Source organism: Cellulomonas dongxiuzhuiae (assembly GCF_018623035.1).
Lineage (GTDB): Bacteria > Actinomycetota > Actinomycetes > Actinomycetales > Cellulomonadaceae > Cellulomonas > Cellulomonas dongxiuzhuiae.
The window spans coordinates 625,296-642,401 of record NZ_CP076023.1 but is presented as its reverse complement, the minus strand read 5'-3'; the positions used below and the strand labels follow the sequence as shown (position 1 = coordinate 642,401).

Annotated in this window: 17 protein-coding genes and 1 tRNA gene; 4 read left to right on the top strand and 14 right to left on the bottom strand. The window is 75.9% G+C overall.

All coding sequences use genetic code 11. The features are described from left to right. The first annotated feature begins 72 nt into the window (after positions 1-72). The gene (locus KKR89_RS03025; RefSeq protein ID WP_208197208.1) at positions 73-612 is read left to right on the top strand and encodes a hypothetical protein; all 540 of its coding nucleotides are present in this window, start codon (positions 73-75) and stop codon (positions 610-612) included. A 28-nt stretch (positions 613-640) separates the two neighbouring features. Here KKR89_RS03025 and KKR89_RS03020 read toward each other — a convergent pair whose 3' ends face one another. From KKR89_RS03020 to KKR89_RS02995, 6 genes are all read right to left on the bottom strand, one after another. Continuing rightward, positions 641-1,621: a 5'-3' exonuclease gene (locus KKR89_RS03020; RefSeq protein WP_208197207.1), complete on the bottom strand. Its 981-nt coding sequence runs from the start codon at positions 1,619-1,621 to the stop codon at positions 641-643. Positions 1,622-1,763: 142 nt separating this feature from the next. After that, the gene (locus tag KKR89_RS03015; protein ID WP_243882990.1) at positions 1,764-3,380 is read right to left on the bottom strand and encodes a hypothetical protein; all 1,617 of its coding nucleotides are present in this window, start codon (positions 3,378-3,380) and stop codon (positions 1,764-1,766) included. A 113-nt stretch (positions 3,381-3,493) separates the two neighbouring features. Continuing rightward, positions 3,494-4,123: an RNA polymerase sigma factor gene (locus KKR89_RS03010; RefSeq protein WP_307802229.1), complete on the bottom strand. Its 630-nt coding sequence runs from the start codon at positions 4,121-4,123 to the stop codon at positions 3,494-3,496. A 173-nt stretch (positions 4,124-4,296) separates the two neighbouring features. Next, positions 4,297-5,856: a chromosome partitioning protein gene (locus KKR89_RS03005; protein ID WP_208197206.1), complete on the bottom strand. Its 1,560-nt coding sequence runs from the start codon at positions 5,854-5,856 to the stop codon at positions 4,297-4,299. Positions 5,857-6,077: 221 nt separating this feature from the next. Then, positions 6,078-6,512 (bottom strand): ATP-binding protein, encoded by a 435-nt coding sequence (locus tag KKR89_RS03000; protein WP_208197205.1) that lies wholly within the window; start codon positions 6,510-6,512, stop codon positions 6,078-6,080. Positions 6,513-6,584: 72 nt separating this feature from the next. Then, complete coding sequence (locus KKR89_RS02995; protein ID WP_208197204.1) at positions 6,585-6,818, bottom strand: PspC domain-containing protein; 234 nt, start codon at positions 6,816-6,818, stop codon at positions 6,585-6,587. A 138-nt stretch (positions 6,819-6,956) separates the two neighbouring features. On the opposite strand from KKR89_RS02995, the gene ligD reads away from it, so the two are divergent. After that, positions 6,957-8,021, top strand: coding sequence for a non-homologous end-joining DNA ligase (gene ligD / locus KKR89_RS02990; protein WP_208197203.1), 1,065 nt, complete (start codon positions 6,957-6,959; stop codon positions 8,019-8,021). A 28-nt stretch (positions 8,022-8,049) separates the two neighbouring features. Here the strand turns inward: ligD and KKR89_RS02985 are convergent, their stop codons facing one another. After that, entirely contained in the window at positions 8,050-9,039 is a 990-nt protein-coding gene (locus KKR89_RS02985) for a M15 family metallopeptidase (RefSeq protein ID WP_251140994.1), read from the bottom strand. A gap of 151 nt (positions 9,040-9,190) precedes the next feature. On the opposite strand from KKR89_RS02985, the gene KKR89_RS02980 reads away from it, so the two are divergent. Both KKR89_RS02980 and KKR89_RS02975 read left to right on the top strand, forming a co-directional pair. Beyond that, positions 9,191-10,774 carry a hypothetical protein gene (locus KKR89_RS02980; protein WP_208197201.1) on the top strand — a complete coding sequence of 528 codons (1,584 nt, stop codon included), beginning with the start codon at positions 9,191-9,193 and terminating at the stop codon, positions 10,772-10,774. A gap of 47 nt (positions 10,775-10,821) precedes the next feature. Next, complete coding sequence (locus KKR89_RS02975) at positions 10,822-11,166, top strand: hypothetical protein (RefSeq protein WP_208197200.1); 345 nt, start codon at positions 10,822-10,824, stop codon at positions 11,164-11,166. 17 nt (positions 11,167-11,183) lie between these two features. Here the strand turns inward: KKR89_RS02975 and KKR89_RS02970 are convergent, their stop codons facing one another. From KKR89_RS02970 to KKR89_RS02940, 7 genes are all read right to left on the bottom strand, one after another. Then, positions 11,184-11,903 carry a LiaI-LiaF-like domain-containing protein gene (locus tag KKR89_RS02970; protein ID WP_208197199.1) on the bottom strand — a complete coding sequence of 240 codons (720 nt, stop codon included), beginning with the start codon at positions 11,901-11,903 and terminating at the stop codon, positions 11,184-11,186. 53 nt (positions 11,904-11,956) lie between these two features. Next, on the bottom strand, positions 11,957-12,151 hold the full coding sequence (locus KKR89_RS02965) for a hypothetical protein (RefSeq protein ID WP_208197198.1): 195 nt from the start codon (positions 12,149-12,151) through the stop codon (positions 11,957-11,959). A 171-nt stretch (positions 12,152-12,322) separates the two neighbouring features. Next, positions 12,323-12,395 (bottom strand) — tRNA-Thr (locus KKR89_RS02960). A gap of 78 nt (positions 12,396-12,473) precedes the next feature. After that, positions 12,474-13,997, bottom strand: coding sequence for an alpha/beta hydrolase (locus tag KKR89_RS02955; protein ID WP_208197197.1), 1,524 nt, complete (start codon positions 13,995-13,997; stop codon positions 12,474-12,476). A 114-nt stretch (positions 13,998-14,111) separates the two neighbouring features. After that, positions 14,112-15,248, bottom strand: coding sequence for a DNA polymerase III subunit delta' (locus tag KKR89_RS02950; RefSeq protein WP_208197196.1), 1,137 nt, complete (start codon positions 15,246-15,248; stop codon positions 14,112-14,114). Next, positions 15,245-15,940, bottom strand: coding sequence for a dTMP kinase (gene tmk, locus KKR89_RS02945; protein WP_243883208.1), 696 nt, complete (start codon positions 15,938-15,940; stop codon positions 15,245-15,247). The genes KKR89_RS02950 and tmk overlap by 4 nt, the downstream gene beginning before the upstream one ends. Positions 15,941-16,013: 73 nt before the next feature. Then, the gene (locus KKR89_RS02940; RefSeq protein ID WP_208197195.1) at positions 16,014-17,030 is read right to left on the bottom strand and encodes a Gfo/Idh/MocA family protein; all 1,017 of its coding nucleotides are present in this window, start codon (positions 17,028-17,030) and stop codon (positions 16,014-16,016) included. Between the last annotated feature and the right edge of the window lie 76 nt (positions 17,031-17,106).

The following is a 17,106-nucleotide window of genomic DNA, read 5'->3' as shown; positions in this document are numbered from 1 at the left end:
CGTCGGCACCGGCGGGGCGGCTGCGCCGCGCGTCGGCTCACACCACGGCCCGGACGTGCCGATACTGGTGCCGTGACGACCTTCGACGACACCGGCATGTTCGAGCTGGTCGAGGACACCCGAGGCGAGCCCGAGCCCCCGCGGCGGGCCCGCGTGGTCGTCGTGCTCGGGGTCGCGGCGGCCCTCGTCGTGGCCGGCGTGGTGTGGCTGCTCGCGGCCCGCGGCCCGGACGACGCAGGGGCCGGGCAGATGACGGTCTCGCTCCTCGACCGGCCTGCGGAGCCCACGGACGAGGTGGCCGCGCCGGTCGTCGACGAGACGGGCATCGACCCCGCGACCGCGCGCTTCGCCGTCCGCACGACGGCCGGCCAGCACTACGCGGCCCTGCGCTGGGCGGGCGACCTGTGCCTCGTGGCCGTGCCCGTCGGTGACGCGGCCCGTGTGGTGTGCGTCGCACCGTCGCCGCGCGCGACCGTCACGATCTCCGGCGAGGACGGGTCGCGCGTGCGCCTGGGCACCGACGACGCACCGCCGCCGGACACCGCCGAGGGCTGGCGTGCCGCCGGGCCCAACGTCTGGGTGCTCGACGCGGCCGGTCCCGCCGCCGGCTGAGGCCCGCTCCTGCAGGTCCCGCGGCTCGTCAGCCGCGTGCGTCGCCGGCGTCCGTCAGCACGTCGACGATCCGTCGCACGCTCGACGTCAGACCCCAGCGCTCCGCCAGGGCCACGAGCGCGTCGGGGTCCGCGGGGACCCTCGGCAGGTGGTCGTCGACCTGCGCGACGGGCGCGTCGGGCGCGACGGTGACCACGCGCGGGGCGACCGCCAGGTAGTCCGCGGCCGCGATGAGCCGCGCACGCTGCGTGGCCGTCAGACCCTTGTCGCCCGCGTCGCGCGCGGTCAGCACGCCCTCGAGCGTCCCGTAGCGGCTCAGCATCGCCGCGGCGGTCTTCTCCCCGATGCCGGGCACGCCCGGCAGGCCGTCGCTCGGGTCCCCGCGCAGCACCGCCATCTCGGCGTACGCCCGACCGGTCGGCACGCCGTACCGCTCCCGCAGGACGCCCTGGTCGACCTCCAGCATCTCCTTGACGCCCTTGACGGGGTACAGGACGCGCACGGGCACGTCGTCGTCGACCAGCTGGAACAGGTCCCGGTCGCCCGTCACGACGTCCACCGCGGCGCGCTCACCGGCAGGGCGCGCCGCCTCGCGCGCGACGAGCGTGCCGATGACGTCGTCGGCCTCGTACCCCGGTGCGCCGAGGCGCGGGATGCCGAGGGCCGCCAGCACCTCGACGATGACGGGGACCTGCGCGGTCAGGGCGGCGGGCACCTCCTCCTCGCCCGTCGTGCCCGGGACCTCGCGCGCCACGCGGTGCGCCTTGTAGGACGGCACGGCCTCGACCCGGAACGCGGGGCGCCAGTCCTCGTCCCAGCAGGCCACGAGGCGCGTGGGGTGCCGGTCGGCGACGAGCCGGGCGATCATCTCGACGAGCCCGCGCACCGCGTTGACGGGCGTGCCGTCCGGTGCGCGCACCGAGTCGGGCACGCCGAAGAACGCGCGGAAGTACAGCGACGCGGAGTCGAGCAGCAGCAGGCGCCCGGCAGGGCCGGCGGTGGCGGTCATGGGGGCACGCTACCGACAGGCGCCCACAGCGGGGCGTCGACGCCCGGGCACGGCAGCGGGGCCGGGAGCCGCCCCTCCGGCAGCACCCGGCCCCGCCCGCGCGAGCCCCTCCGGCTCGCCGCGCTCCCCCCTCGCGCGCCTGTCAGGCGGCGCTCAGGTCGAGCTGGTCCTCGACGACCGCGACGACGCTCCACGTGCTGCCGTCGGCGTCCGTCAGCTCCCACGCGGGCACCAGCAGCGTCGCGCCGGTCGGCGTGGTCAGCAGCGTGACGCCGAGGCGTGCGCCCGTGATCGTGACCTGCTGGACCGGCCACGCGACCGGGTCGCCCGGCGCGGGCACGGCCGGCACCGTCGGCTCGTCGGCGGGCTCGGCCTGCATCGACACGCTGTCGTCGGCGACCGCACCCTCGGCGCGTGCCGCCAGCGGCACCATGCCGCCGAAGGAGGCGCCGAACCGCGGGTCGTTGAGCCGCTCGACGGCGTCGTCGGCACTGACGTGGTCGTACGTGCCGAGCTCGACGAGCGTCGCGAGCGGGCCCGACACCGACTGCACGCCCGTGCCGACCAGCTGCACGGACCAGCCCAGGCCCGTCTGCGTGCCGTCGACGACCTGCGCGCCCGTGACGCTCACGAGGCCCGGCACACCGGTCTCGTCGGAGACCGTGACCTCGTACCCGCCCGGGTCCACGCCGAGCCGGGTCATGAGGTCGCGCGCCCGGGCGGCCGCGGCGTCGCCCGTCGGGGTGCTGGCCGGGTCGCACACGCTCGGGTCGGCGGGGGCAGGCTCCGGGGGCACGTCGGGCGCGGGCAGCGGCTCGACCGCGACACCCGGCTCGGCGGCGTCCCGCGGGGCGACGTCGGGCTCGACGGCGCTCCCCTCGGCGGCCCCCGACGACGTCGCGCCGTCGAGCGTCTCCGGGACGCCGCTCGTGCACACCGACGGGTCCCAGGCGCGGTCGTAGAACCACATGCTCGCCTGTCCGTCGACGCCCACCTGCACGGTCGCGGACAGGCCGTCGTTCGCCCCGACGACCCACTGGCCCCACTCCTGGCGCGGCTCACCGGCGACGCCGAGGACGTCGGCGACGTGCGCGGCGGTGGCCGCGGTCGCCGCGGACGTCGCGTCGAACGCCCAGGCCCGGGCGGACCCCGCGGCACCCGTGAGCCCACTGCCGCTGAACACGGTGCGCCCCCCGAACCAGCCGGGGCCCACCATCTTGCTCCGGACGTCCGCACCGGACATGTCCGAGGCACCTGCCGTCTCGGGGGCCCCGCCCGCACCCTGTAGCGCGATCGGCGGCGCCGACGGCTCGTCGGCGCCCGCGGCGCCCACCGCGTAGCCCCCGCCGCCGACGAGGGCGACGCCCGCCGCGACGGCGGCCACCTGCAGCCACCGGGCGGCCGGGCGGCGGCGCGCACGGGCCGCCGCGAGGTCGTCGGCCGGGCCTTCGCCCGCACCGAGCGTGACGCCCGTGGCGTCGGCGAGCCGCGCGTGCAGGCGGTCGGTGTCGGGGGTGGTCGCGGCGGCCGGGTCCGCGGCGCGGACGCGCGCCACGACGGCGTCCGTCCGGGCGGCGTCCGGCTGGTCGGTGGCCGGCACGGTCTCGCCGTCGGTGACGCCGTCGGGCGTCGCGTCGGTCGGGCCGTCGGGCGTCGCGTCGGTCGGGCCGTCGGGCGTCGCGTCGGTCGGGCCGTCGGACGGGCTGTGGCGCGCCGGTTCGTCCGACGTGCCGTCGCGCGGGTCGCGGGTGTCGTCCATGTCGTCCTCCTGGGGCGGTCGGAGCCCGATCGGTCTCTGTCCCGTCTGTGTGCGGGAGGGTCCCCGTCTTGCACGCGGGCAGTGCCCGACGCGGGGGCGCGTGCGTCAGGAGGTCAGGGCGTGGCGTCCGCGAACGCCGCCCGCAGGCGTGAGCGCGCGCGCGACAGGGCGGCGTCGGCCCCGCCGCGCCCGATGCCGAGCGCCGCCGCGAGGCCTTCACCCGTCAGGCCCTCCCACGCGTGCAGCAGCAGCACCTCGCGGTCGCGCGCGGACAGCGCGGCGAGCACGGTCCGCACGGTCTCGTCGCGCACGGCCCGCAGCGCGGGGTCGTCGGCATCGGGCTCGTCGGGCACCTCGGCGACGAGCACGGGTCGGCTCTTGCGGCGGTGGTTCGCGACGACGTACGACGCGGTGCGGTACAGCCACGGCAGCTCGGCGCCGGCGGGGACGTCCTCGCGGCGGCGCCACGCGACCGTCAGGACGTCGGCGGTGAGGTCCTCGACGTCCGACGCGCCCACGCGCCGGACGACGTACCGGTGCACCGCGGTCGCGTGGGCGTGGACGAGCCGCTCGAACCACGCCGCGTCGCGGGGCCCGTCCGGTGCGGCGTCGTCCTCGCCACGTCCGTCGCCGCGCACCGCACGGTCGTCCCCGACGGCACGGTCGTCCCCGACCGTGCGGACGTCCACGCGCTGGTGGGCGGCGGCTCGGTCATCGGTGTCGTGCTCAGGCTGCGCGGGCACTGCGGCTCCCGGGTCGGGCGGACGGGCGTGCGGGCAGGAGCGGTCACGCCCCTCACCCCACGGTGTCGTGGACCACCCGGATCTTGCACGCCGCCGCGCCCGGGTGTCGCCCCTCGCCGAGGGCACGCCGCGGCCGGCGGCGCGCTGCGCCGCCGGCCGACCGAGCGCGTGCGTCAGAGACCGTCGGCGACGATCGCCGTCGCGCGCAGCCACGCGTCACGCGTGGCGGGCCGCAGGTGCGCGTGGTCGATGGGTCCGCCCGACACCAGCGCCTTGTCGTGCGGGACCTCGACGACGGCCCGCGTCAGCGCACCGAAGTGCGAGCGCAGCCGCTGACGCAGGTCCTTGTCGACCTTCGGCTCCGGGAACGACAGGATCGTCACGGCCTGGCGCACCAGCTCCTCCTGGCCCGTCGCACGCAGCGCGTCGAGCGCCCACGCGGCGGACTGCGCGGTGTCCTCGCGCAGCGTCGAGACGATGACGAGCTGGTCGGCCGACTGCACGGCGGCCTGCCAGTTCGAGGCCCGCATGTTGTTGCCCGTGTCGACGACCAGCACGCGGTAGAACTGCGTGAGCACGTCGTGCAGCGCCCGGTAGGACGCCGCGTCCACGCTCTCGATCGAGGCCGCGTTCTCGTCGGACGCGAGCACGTCGAACTGCTCGTCCTGCTGCGTGCGGACGAAGGCGTCCAGGTCGCCGATGCGCAGCGTGCCGCGCTGCGTGAGGTCGGGCAGCGCGTGCAGCAGGTCCACCGCGGTGCGCTGGTGGTCCGCGTGCGACGACCGCCAGCCCAGCGTGCCGCGCGTCTCGTTGTTGTCCCACGCGAGGGTGTACCCGCCGCGGACCAGCCCGAACGTCGACGCCAGCAGCATCGTCGCGGTCGTCTTGTGCGCGCCGCCCTTGGGGTTGACGACCACGACCGTGCGGGGACCGTCGAACGTGCGGCGGATCGACTCGATCTGCGAGCGGCGCGCGCGCTCGGCGGCGCCCGGCCGCGGCGCGACCGCCCCGAACGTCAGGCGTCGCACGGTGCGCTGCCAGCCCCGCTCCGCCGGGCCCTCGTGGGCCGGGTGCCGGGCTGCCAGCAGGTCGTCGAGGGTCGGGAGCACCGCAGGCTCCGACGTCCTGCGCTCGGCACGGGTCTCACCACCCGCTGCAGCGGGCGCCCCGGCCACGGGCTCGGCGACGACGGGGACCTCGCCCGACGGCTCGGCGCCGTCCGGCGCGACCGCGGGGACGACGGCCGTCGCGCCGGACGGGACGCCGGGCGTCACGACGGGCGTCGGCGTGGACAGCGGGTCGGACGGCGACCACGCCGCCTCCACGACCGGCACGGGTGCGCTCAGCGCGGCGAGGTCCGTCTCGTCGGCCTCGTCGACACGGCCGTCGGGGTGGATGAGCAGCGCCCACAGCCCGTCCGGGTCGCGCACCTCGACGGGCAGCGCCCGTCCGGCCTCCGCGGCGATGGCGGCGATGCGCCCCGTGATGGCGGCACCCGCCTCCGCGAGGTCGGCCATCGCGATCGTCTCCCGCACACCGTCGACGCTGATCTCGCCGGTGCCGTCCTCGCGCACCTCCGCGGAGATCTGCGGCAGGTGCCCGGGCGCGTCCGCGCCCTGCGCCACCGCGGCGACGGGACCCGTCGACGCTGCTGCCGCCGCATCCGGCGTCACCTCGACCGCCCCCGTCGCGGTGCTCGGTTCCATGGCCACGTTGCCGCCCTTGCGCGTCATGTCTGCTCCCTACGTCCTGCCCGGCGCGCGACGACCGTCACCGGCACCCCGCAGGCGCGAGCACGCCACATCCTGGACGAACGTATCGCCACACCTCGAAGTACGCACAACGAGCAGCCCGAGGGCCGTGCAGCACGCGTTCTCCCACCTGCTCGAGCCCCTCCGCGCGGGGGCACGCAGGCGCCGGGACGCAGGGGTCGGGCCGACCGCCCGAGGGCCCCTCACGCGTCGGTGTCCACCTCGAACCACACGGTCGTCCCGCCGTCGGGCGTCCGCGCCGACCCCCACGCGGTCGACAGCGCCTCGACGAGCGCCATGCCGCGCCCGCTCGGCTCGGTCGGCTCGGGGTGGCGGACCTGCGGGAGACCGCCTCCGCGGTCCGTCACGGCGACGCGGACGACGTACCCGTCGACGCGCACGGCGACCCGCACCGGCTCACCGGTGGGCCCGTGCACGACCGCGTTCGACACCAGCTCACCCGCGAGCAGCTCGATGACCTGGTTGGACGCACCCCCGACCCCCGCACCGGCCACCGCGCGCATGACCCAGTGCCGGGCCTGGCGGGGGGCGCTGCGCTCGGCGGTGAGGACGACCTCGTCGTCGAGCAGCGGCGGGGGCGTGCCACGGCGGCTGCGAAGGTCCCGGACTTCTCCCACGGTCACCAGGGTGCCCGACGGGAGGCAGTCGCGCCGCTCGGGACCCACGACGTGGACACCTGACCGGGTGGCTCAGGGCGTGCGGACCGGGGCGACCCAGCCCTGGGGCGGCATGCAGATCCACAGGATCGCGTAGATGAGGAAGGGGCTGCCCGGGAGCACGAGCAGCACGAGCAGCGCGATCCGCACGATCCAGGCGTCGATCCCCAGACGGGCCGCCACCCCTGCGCACACGCCGGCCAGCCAGCGCCCCGTGTACGGCCGCGACAACCCTGCTCGTGCGAATGCCTCTCGTACGCCGTCCATGCGTCCTCCTCCTGCGTCGGTGGGTCGAGTCTGGCGCCCGCGGTGACGGCGCGCCTCCGGGGTGGTCCCCCATCCGCCCCTGAACCTGCCCCTGACCCCGGGCAGCGGGTGTCGGCGCTCGGCCCTACGGTGTGAGCCATGGCACAGACCCCCGCGTTGGAGCTGGACGTGCGCGGCCGGACGGTTCGCGTCAGCAGCCCGGACCGCGTCGTGTTCCCGGAGCGCGGCCTGACCAAGCTCGACGTCGTGCAGTACTTCCTCGACGTCGGCGACGGCGTCCTCGGGGCCCTGCTGCACCGGCCGACGACGCTCGAGCGCTGGCCCAAGGGCGTGTTCGAGGGTGCGCGGATGGCCACGCGGCAGGACTCCTCGGGCGACGCGTTCTACCAGAAGCGCGTGCCGCAGGGCGCGCCGGAGTACGTGGAGACGTCGCGCATCGCCTTCCCGTCGGGCCGGACCGCCGACGAGGTCGCCCCGACCGAGCTCGCGGTCGTCGCGTGGGCGGCCAACCTCGGCACGCTGACGTTCCACCCGTGGCCGGTCGTCCGCGACGACGTGGAGAACCCCGACCAGGTCCGCATCGACCTCGACCCGCAGCCCGGCACCGACTTCGCCGACGCGGCTCGCGTCGCCCCCCACGTGCGCGAGCTGCTCGCCGAGCACGGCCTCGAGGGGTTCCCCAAGACGTCCGGGGGCCGGGGCCTGCACGTCTTCGTGCCCATCGAGCCCGCGTGGTCGTTCACCGACGCGCGCCGGGCGACCATCGCGTTCGGCCGCGAGCTCGAGCGGCGCCTGCCGGACGAGGTCACGATGAAGTGGTGGAAGGAGGAGCGCGGCGCCAAGATCTTCGTCGACTACAACCAGATGGCGCGCGACCGCACGATCGCCTCGGCGTACTCCATCCGATCGAACCCGCGGGCCACGGTGTCCGCACCGCTGACCTGGGACGAGGTGCCGGACGTGCACCCTGACGACTTCGACGTCCTGACGATGCCCGAGCGGTTCGCCGCCGTCGGGGACCTGCACTCCCGGCTCGTCGCGCACACCGCGCCCCGCTACCGCCTCGACTCGCTGCTCGAGCTGGCCGACCGGCAGGAGCGCGACGAGGGCCACGGCGACCTGCCGTACCCGCCCGAGTACCCCAAGATGCCCGGCGAGCCCAAGCGCGTGCAGCCCAGCAAGGACCGCGACCGCCCGCGCTGACACCGGCGCGTGGGGCGCCTCGTGCCCGTCAGCCGCGGTACTCGTAGTGCCAGTACTCGGGGTTCGAGCCGTTCTGCCGCGCCCACGTGGGCGACACCCAGCCGTAGGCGGGGCCGTTCGCCACGAGCCACGCCCGCGCGGGCGAGTCCCAGCCGTAGGTGCACGGCAGCTCCGGCACGTCGAGCGCCAGCCCGGTCCCGTGCGACGACGTGCCGGGGACGGCCGCGACCGAGCCGAGGGCCGCGCGCATCGCGACCTGGGTGTCGTGGTCGCGGTACGTGAGGTCGAGCGCGAGGTGGTGGCCCAGGGCCGCGCGGAACGCCACGTTGAGCCGCTCGAGCGCCGCGGTGGCGTCCGAGCGCAGGTAGAACGGTGTGCCGCGCGAGTCCCGCGCCCACGAGACCGCGGACAGCGCGGACGCCGGGAGACGGCCGTTCGACCCGTCGCCGCCCTCGGTCGGTGCGGACGTGTAGAACGCGGGGCCGCCGTACGTCGTCGCGCACCTGTCGGTGCCCGTCGACGAGCCGCCCGTGGCCGCCGCCGCCCGTGGCCGCACCGCGGGCGCCGCAGCACGCGCCGCCTGGCGTGCAGCCGCCTGCTCGGCCGCGGCGACGCGTTCCGCCTCGGCGGCCACGGCCGCGTGCACCGCCTGCTCGGCCTCGACGACCTCGGCCGTGAGCCGGCGCGCGAGCGTCGGCGAGGCGGTGGGCGCCGCCACCTCCGCGGCGTCCAGCCGGGCGACGAGCGCCGCCCGGGGAGTGTCGTCCTCACCGACCCCACCCACGGACTCCTCGACGGTGAGCCGCCCCTGCGCGACCGCTGCGGCCAGGGCGGCGCGAGCGCCGGTCTGCAGCGCCTGCGCACCGGCCACGTCCGAGGTCGTCGTCCACGCGACCCGGGCCGTGGAGTCGTCGTGCACCGCGCCGAGCGCGCGCTCGACCCGCGCCTGCGCGGCCTCCCGCAGCCCCACGGCCTCCCGGCGCTCGGCGGCGGTCCACGCGGTGGCCCCGCCTCCCACGCCGACGGCGATCGAGACGGCGACGACGGCGGCGACGGCGACGCGACGGATGACGACCTCCCCGGGGATGGACGACCACGCTAACCCGCACCTGGTGACGTCACACGTCCGGGGGCTCAAGCGGACGGCCGTGCACGCCGATGATCCCGGCATGGACAGACTCTCGCCCGCGCTCGCGGCGAGGTCCGCCGTACCCGCCGCCTCCGCGCTCGCCCGACCGCTGACGGACGGCGAGTCCGCCCACCTCGACCGGTTGCGTGACTGGCTGCGCGGCGACGGCACCGACGCGAGCGACGCCGCAGCCCTCGACGCCCGGTGGGAGCGCCTGCTCCAGACCCACCCGCCGCAGGTCCCGACCCCGGCGGGCGTGGTCGCCGCGATCGGCATCGCCGTGGGCGACCTGCTCGTGGCGTCGGTCGCCGACGCCGTCTGGCGGATGTGCCCGGGCCCGGACGGCGCGACCCCCGGCGTCCTGCTGCTCGACCGCCCGCACATGCCCGTCCTGCCGGTGCTCGACGCGCACGCCCGCTGGCGGGTGCGCTCGTCCGGGTGGACCGTCGACTACGTCCAGCGCGCGGCGGCCCACCTCCAGGCCGGGCGCCCGCAGGTCCCGACGCCGCACGCGTCCCCCGACGCGCCCGACGCGCCCGAGGCTGCCGTGGCGGACGCCACCGCGCAGCCCGAGCCCGGCGTCACACCGACGTCAGGGGCGGTGTGGGCCCCGACATTCGTCGCGGACACCCAGAGCACTGACCCGGCTGTCGACGACGAGCCGCCCACCCGCGAGGCGGAGGTCCGGACCGAGCCCGAGACCGCCGCGTGGACCCCGACGTTCGTCGAGGACGCCGCTCCGGAGCCCGAGGCCGAGACGGCCGCGTGGACCCCGACGCTCGTCGAGAACACCACGCCGGAGGCCGGGACCGAGGCCTGGACCCCGACGTTCGTCGAAGACACCACGCCGGAGCCCGACACCGAGACGGCCGCGTGGACCCCCACGCTCGTCGAGAACACCACGCCGGAGCCCGAGACCGAGGCCTGGACCCCGACGTTCGTCGAAGACACCACGCCGGAGCCCGACACCGAGACGGCCGCGTGGACCCCCACGCTCGTCGAGAACACCACGTCGGAGGCCGAGACCGAGGCCTGGACCCCGACGTTCGTCGAGGACACCGCACCGGAGCCCGAGACCGAGGCCTGGACCCCCACGTTCGTCGAGGACGCCGCTCCGGAGCCCGAGACCGAGACGGCGGCGCCGGAACCGTGGGAGCCCACGCCCGCGACCAGCGCCTACCCCACGCCGGGTCGCGGCATGCCCGTGACGTCGCAGCAGGCGCTCACCCCGGAGGACCTGCCGCACCGCCCGTCGGAGCGGGTGCAGGACCTGGCGCTGCGCGCCCTGGAGCTGGCCCTCGACCGTGCCGTCCGCGACGCCGCCGGCTGCGCGCCGTTCGTGCTGGTGCGGGAGGGCAATGACGTCGAGGTCATCGACTTCGTCCACACCGACGCGGGCGCCACGCAGGCGCGCGACGCCGCACGCAGCGGCGGTTACACGGCCGCGGCCATCGCCTGGACGAGCCCCGCCGACGGGTCGCGCCCGTACCCCCGGGTCGTCGTCGACGCGTCCTCCGCCGGACGCCCGGGCATCCGCGTCGCGCACTCGTTCGTGCACGACGAGCTCGGTGGTCACGAGGTCGGTGGGCCGCAGGTCGTCGGGCAGTCGGCGCCCGTCCTGTAGCCGGCGTCGGCCGGGCGGTGTCGGCCGGCCGGTCCTACGCTCGGCGCATGACCGAGCGGAGCACACCCGCGCACGCGGCCGCCGAGGCGCGCCTGCACGCGGTGTCCGCAGCGTTCGCGGACCTGCCCGGGGTCGTGATGCCGGCCGCCGGTCCGCGGCACTTCGGTACCGCGACGCTGCGCGTGCACGGTCGGATCGCGGCCTTCACGCCGGAGGACCGTCTGGTCGTCAAGCTGCCGGCCGCGCGCGTCGCAGCGCTCCTCGCGTCGGGTGACGGCCTCGCGTTCCCGTCGGACCGCCCGCCGATGCGCGAGTGGGTCGCGATCGTGTCGGACGACACCCGGGTCTGGCACGACCGGCTCGCGGAGTCCCTTGCGTACGTCGGCCGCTGACGCGCCGCGGACGGGGTTCAGACGGGCGCGTCCTCGACCCTCACGTCGGCGGTCGCGTCGGCCTTCTGCTTGCCGTACCTGACCTCCGCACCCGCCATGATGCTGACGATCCGCACGTCGAGCACCGGCCCGCCGCCCACGGGCGGCTCGGTCTTGTTCTCCCAGCCGCCGAGCAGCGGCAGCCCGGTGGTCCGGACCTCCCACGTGCGCGGCACCTTGATGTCGACACCGCCCCAGAACGTGAAGACGTCGATGCGGGCGCTCCCCTCGATGTCCGCGTCCCGCAGGTCGAGGTCGATGCCGCCCATGATCGCGGTGAGGCTCGCGGAGCGGAACCGGCGCGAGCGGCTGCGTCGCTCCGAGCCCCACCAGAAGGCGATCGCCGTGATGCGGTCCTCCTGGCCGCCGCGCCCGGCCGCGCCGAACGTGATGCCCAGCCCGATGAGGATGATCGAGACCGGCCACAGGTAGTCCCAGACGCTCACGTCCAGCACGTCGAGCCGGTCGAGCAGCAGCACCACGCCCGCGGCCGTGATGACCACGGGCCCGAACCACGCCCGCGGCACCAGCAGCAGCGACGTCACGCCTACGAGCACCACGAGCAGCGGCCACAGCGTGCCTGCGAGGGTCCCGAGGTCCACCTCGACGACACCGCTGCGCTCGAGCAGCAGCACGACCCCGGCGAGGACCACGAGCACCCCGACGAGCACCTGACCGAGCGAGCGGCGAGCCTCCATACGGTCAACCTAGCGGGCGCACCGTCGCGCCGTCGCCGGTCGACGGTGCCCCGTCAGGACACCTCCGCAGCCGCCGAGCGGTCGAGGCAGGACGTCACCGCCCCCACGCACTGCGGGCAGGGCTCGCAGTCCCGCCGACCCTCGACCTTGTCGAACCACGGGACCGCCCGACCTGCCGGGCAGTCGTCGTCCTCGTGGTAGACGTGCACCGCCGTGCTGCGCGCGGAGTGGTACGGACGAACTCGCATGTCGGCCTCCTTGCCGAGACGCCATGCCCCGCCGTCGGGGCCGTCTCCGCAGGCTATGGAGGACGCCGAGCAGGGACCAGGGACCTCGGTCCGGGGGTCGGCACGCGCCACCGGGCCCGGAGACGACTCTGCGGCCCCACCCCGAGGGGTGAAGCCGCAGGTCACATGCTGAGCCGCCTTGGGGAATCGAACCCCAGACCTTCTCATTACGAGTGAGACGCTCTGCCGACTGAGCTAAGGCGGCATCGCCGTCGAGGCGCGGAGGACCGCGGTGGATCGGCGAGCGCGCCCACTGTACCCGGCGCACGCCCCGACTCCAAAGTCAGCAGGTCGTCCCGTCGGCCGGGGCCTCGCCCGTCAGGAGGTAGGTGTCCACCGCGTCCTTCACGCACGCGTTCGACCGCCCGTACGCGGTGTGCCCCTCACCCTCGAACGTGAGCAGCACGGCGGACGACAGCAGCTTCGACAGCGACTGCGCCCACGCGTACGGCGTCGCCGGGTCGTTGGTGGTGCCCACGACGAGGATCGGCGCGGCGCCCTGCGCCTCGTAGGACTCCAGCGACCCCACGGCCGGCACCGGCCACTGTGCGCACGAGACGCCGCCGTAGGAGAAGAACTGACCGACCGTCGGCGCGACGGCCGCCACCTCGGCGGCGTCGGCCCGCATGTCCGCCGGGTCGGCCGACGGCCGGTCGTCGAGGCACAGGATCGCGGAGAACGCCTCGTTCTGGTTCGTCGCGTACGTGCCGTCGGGCCCGCGCCCGTAGTAGCTGTCCGCAAGCTGCAGCAGGACCGAGCCGTCACCGGCGTCGATCGCCTTGGTCAGCGCCTGGGTCAGCAGCGGCCAGCTCGACTGCGCGTACAGGGCCGCAGCGACCCCGCTGAACGCGAGGGACGACGTCAGCTCGCGTTCCGTCCCCGTCGGCAGCGGGTTGGCCCGGACGCGGTCGAACATGCGCGCGATCTGCGTGAGACCGGCGTCGACGTCACCGTCCAGCGGGCACGACGCGGCCGCCTGGCAGTCCGTCACGTAGGCGCGCAGGGCGCTCTCGAAACCGGCGGCCTGCCCCGCGGCCACCTGGCCCGAGTCGAGGGTGGGGTCGAGCGCACCGTCCAGGACGAACCGGCCGACGCGCTCGGGGAACAGCGCCGCGTACGTCGCACCCAGCTCGGTGCCGTACGAGAAGCCGAGGAACGTCAGCGCCTCGTCCCCGAGCGCTGCGCGCAGCACGTCCATGTCGCGTGCCGCGCTGGCCGTGTCGACGTGGCCCAGCAGCGGACCCGTGCGGTCCAGGCACGCGCGGCCGAACTCGCCGTTGCGGTCGACCGCCTCGGCGATGCCCTCGTCGGTCGACCAGTCCGGCACCCACGCCGTGAGCTCGTCGAGCCCGGCGGGGTCCACGCACGTGACGGGTGACGAGTGCTGCACGCCGCGCGGGTCGAACGCGACCAGGTCGTAGGTCGCGAGCACGTCGCGCGAGACGATCTGGCGGAAGAAGCCGATCGTGTCGATCGCGGAACGCCCCGGGCCACCGGGGTTGACCAGCAGGGAGCCGACCGGCGACCCGCCCGACGCGGGGGCGCGGCGCAGCGCGATCGTGATCGTGTCGCCGCCGGGGTCCTCCCAGTCGAGCGGCACCGTGGCGTCGGCGCACTGCTCGTCACCGCAGGTCGTCCACTCCAGGACCTGGTCGTAGTAGCGGGCGAGCGCGGGGTCGGACGTCGCGGACGACGACGCGCCCGCGGTCGGGGACGAGGCCTGGTGCTTCGGCGCGACGCATCCGGTCAGACCGAGCGCGACGAGGGCGACGAGGGCGCACCGGCGCAGGGCAGGACGCGTCGGCATGCGTCTACGGTATCCGTCCCGAGCGCCGGGTTCGGGCAGTCCGGGGCCGCGGGGGCGCACCGATCGTGGCACGACGGCCCGCGGGAGCCCTCGGGCCGGGGACAGGAGGCCGCGTCAGCCCTGCGGCCGCAGCGCGATCGCCATGGCCTCGACGGCCAGCAGCGGCGCGACGTTGCCGGCCAGCCGCGTGCGCGCCTGGCCGACGGCGTCCATCCGGCGCAGCGTCTGCTCCGGCGTGCTGCCGGCGGCGAGCGTGCGGACCTCGTCCTCCTGCTCGACGTTGACCAGGTCGACGCCCGCACCGAGCTGCACGACGAGCACGTCGCGGTACAGCGACAGCAGGTCGACCATGGCCCGGTCCAGCACGTCGCGCTGCGCGCGCGTCGCACGGCGCTTCTGCTCCTCCTCGAGCTGGCGCACCTGCGCACGCAGCGACGGCGGCAGGGTGTGGGCGCCCTCGGCACCCATGCCGCGCAGGAGCTCGTTCCGCTCGGCGGCGTCCCGCTCCTCGGTGGCCGCCTTCGCGTCGGCCTGTGCGGTCTCGACCAGCTCACCCGCCGCCAGCACCGCGTCCCCGACGCCCCGCACGCGGGACGCCAGCGACAGGACCGCCGACCGGCGCTCGCGCGCCTGCGGGTCGCGCGCGAGGCGCCGCGCGATGCCGATGTGGCTCTGCGCCGCCCGCGCCGCGACGTGCGCGGTCCGCGCGTCCACGCCGTCGCGCCGCACCAGCAGCTCGACGACCGCGTCGACCGGCGGCACGCGCAGCGCGACCGACCTGCTGCGCGACCGGATCGTCACCAGGACGTCCTCGGGGCTGGGGGCGCAGAGCAGCCACACGGTGCGCGGCGGCGGCTCCTCGATCGCCTTGAGCAGCACGTTGGCGCTCTGGTCGTTGAAACGGTCGGCGTCCTCGACGACGATGACGCGCCACCGGCCCTGCGAGGGCGAGCGCTGCGCGAGCTCGACGAGGGGACGCGTCGTGTCGACGCGGATGAAGACGCCCTCGGTCGCGACCAGCGTGACGTCCGGGTGCGCACCCGACAGCACGGTCGTGCACGCGTGGCAGGTCCCGCAGCCACCCGCCTCGCACTGCAGCGCGGCCGCGAACGCGCGCGCCGCGTTGGATCGGCCCGACCCGGGCGGCCCGGTGAGCAGCCACGCATGGGTCATCGCCGACGGGTCCTCGACGGCCCGGCGCAGCACCGCGACGGCCGGCTCCTGCCCGACGAGGTCGTCCCAGACGCTCATGACGCGCCGCCCGCGGCCACGGCGGACGCCCCCGCGGACGCGTCGGCGCGAGGCCGGAGCAGCGGGGCGAGACGCTCCCGCACCTGGGCCGCGACGACCTCCGCCGGCTGGGACGCGTCGACCACCAGCCACCGGCCCGGGTCGGCCGCAGCGCGCTCGAGGAACGCCTGGCGCGTACGCCGGTGGAACTCGTCGCCCGCCGACTCGAGCCGGTCGGGGTCCCCCGTGAGCCGCGCCAGACCGACCGCGGGGTCGAGGTCCAGCAGCACCGTGACGTGCGGCAGGAGCCCCTGCACGGCCCACAGCGAGAGACGCTCGACCTCGGCGGCACCCAGGCCGCGACCCGTGCCCTGGTAGGCGACGGAGGAGTCGAGGTAGCGGTCCGTGAGCACCACGGCCCCCCGTGCCAGGGCCGGCCGCACGAGCGACGCGACGTGGTGCGCGCGGTCGGCCGCGTACAGCAGCGCCTCGGTGCGCGGGTCGAGGTCCTCGCCGTGCAGGATCGCGCGCCGCAGCTCGAGCCCCAGCGGCGTGCCGCCGGGCTCGCGCGTCACGACGACCTCGTGCCCGAGGGACGCGAGGTGGTGCCCGAGCAGGGAGACCTGCGTCGACTTGCCGACGCCGTCGCCGCCCTCGAAGGAGACGAACACGCCGCTCGGCACGTCCCGTCCGGGGACCTCGGCGACGGGCAGGTCGTCGGTGGCGGGGTCGGTGCTCACGGCGTCAGGCTAGCCGCCACCGCCGACACGTCCGCACCGTCGCAGGTCAGGACGGCTGCGGCTCGCCCGGGTACACGACGCCGACCTGGCGCCGGATCTCGTCCAGGGTCGTCATGACGTCGAGCGTGCCCTGCCACGTCATCAGCGGGCTCTCGGTCTCCCCGGCGGCGACGCGGCGCGCGACCTCCGCGGCCTCGTACTGCAGCCCGCGCGCGGCGGGCAGCTCGAACGTCCACTGCCGCCCGTCGCGCCGCGCGAGGCGGAACGAGGTCGGCGCGTAGAACGGGCCCGCGACGCGGATGTACCCCTCGGTGCCGGAGATGGACGACGTCGTCGGCGTCTTCGACCACAGGGTCGTGTTCAGCGTCGCCTGCGTGCCGTTGCCGTAGTCGAGGATCATCGAGACCTGCCCGTCGACGCCCGTCTCGGTGAGCTGCCCGAACGCGTGCACGCCCTGCGGGACGCCGAGGAAGTCGTGGGCCCACGACACCGGGTAGACGCCCAGGTCCAGCAGCGCACCGCCTGCGAGCTCGGGGTCGTACAGCCGGCTCGTCGGGTCGAACGCGAAGTGGTGGCCGTGGTCGGCGCGGATGTTGACGATGTCGCCGATCTCACCCGAGTCGATCACCTGGTGCAGGGCGGCGACGTGCGGCAGGAACCGCGTCCACATCGCCTCCATGACGAACACGCCCGCGGCGCGCGCGGCGTCGAAGACCTCGCGGGCCTCGGCGGTGTTGCGCGTGAACGCCTTCTCGACGAGGACGTGCTTGCCCGCCGCGATCGCGAGCAGCGCGTGCTCGCGGTGCTCCGAGTGCGGGGTCGCGACGTACACCGCGTCGACCTGCGCGTCCTCGACGAGGTCGCGGTAGCCGACGTGCGTCGTCGGGATGCCGTGCGCCGTCGCGAACCGCTCGGCGCGGTCCCGGTTGCGCGACCCCACGGCCACGAGCTGGGCGCGCGTGAACTCCCGCACGGAGTTCGCGAACTGGCTGGCGATCCCGCCGGCGCCGATGATGCCCCAGCGGATCGGCGGGGCGGTGCGGGGGTCCTCGGTGCGAGCCATGGCGCCAACCTAGCGTCCGTCGGGGACACCGCGCAGAGCGTGAGGTGCACGGACGATCCCGCCGGCGCGTCGACGG

Bases quoted from the DNA above. Each gene is read 5' to 3' on its own strand.
- KKR89_RS02955 (WP_208197197.1), bottom strand. From the start codon at position 13,997: ATGCCGACGCGTCCTGCCCTGCGCCGGTGCGCCCTCGTCGCCCTCGTC.
- KKR89_RS02950 (WP_208197196.1), bottom strand. From the start codon at position 15,248: ATGAGCGTCTGGGACGACCTCGTCGGGCAGGAGCCGGCCGTCGCGGTG.
- KKR89_RS02965 (WP_208197198.1), bottom strand. From the start codon at position 12,151: ATGCGAGTTCGTCCGTACCACTCCGCGCGCAGCACGGCGGTGCACGTC.
- KKR89_RS02970 (WP_208197199.1), bottom strand. From the start codon at position 11,903: ATGGAGGCTCGCCGCTCGCTCGGTCAGGTGCTCGTCGGGGTGCTCGTG.
- KKR89_RS02995 (WP_208197204.1), bottom strand. From the start codon at position 6,818: ATGGACGGCGTACGAGAGGCATTCGCACGAGCAGGGTTGTCGCGGCCG.
- KKR89_RS03015 (WP_243882990.1), bottom strand. From the start codon at position 3,380: ATGGACGACACCCGCGACCCGCGCGACGGCACGTCGGACGAACCGGCG.
- KKR89_RS02980 (WP_208197201.1), top strand. From the start codon at position 9,191: ATGGACAGACTCTCGCCCGCGCTCGCGGCGAGGTCCGCCGTACCCGCC.
- ligD (WP_208197203.1), top strand. From the start codon at position 6,957: ATGGCACAGACCCCCGCGTTGGAGCTGGACGTGCGCGGCCGGACGGTT.
- KKR89_RS03005 (WP_208197206.1), bottom strand. From the start codon at position 5,856: ATGACGCGCAAGGGCGGCAACGTGGCCATGGAACCGAGCACCGCGACG.
- KKR89_RS02940 (WP_208197195.1), bottom strand. From the start codon at position 17,030: ATGGCTCGCACCGAGGACCCCCGCACCGCCCCGCCGATCCGCTGGGGC.
- KKR89_RS03020 (WP_208197207.1), bottom strand. From the start codon at position 1,621: ATGACCGCCACCGCCGGCCCTGCCGGGCGCCTGCTGCTGCTCGACTCC.
- KKR89_RS02975 (WP_208197200.1), top strand. From the start codon at position 10,822: ATGACCGAGCGGAGCACACCCGCGCACGCGGCCGCCGAGGCGCGCCTG.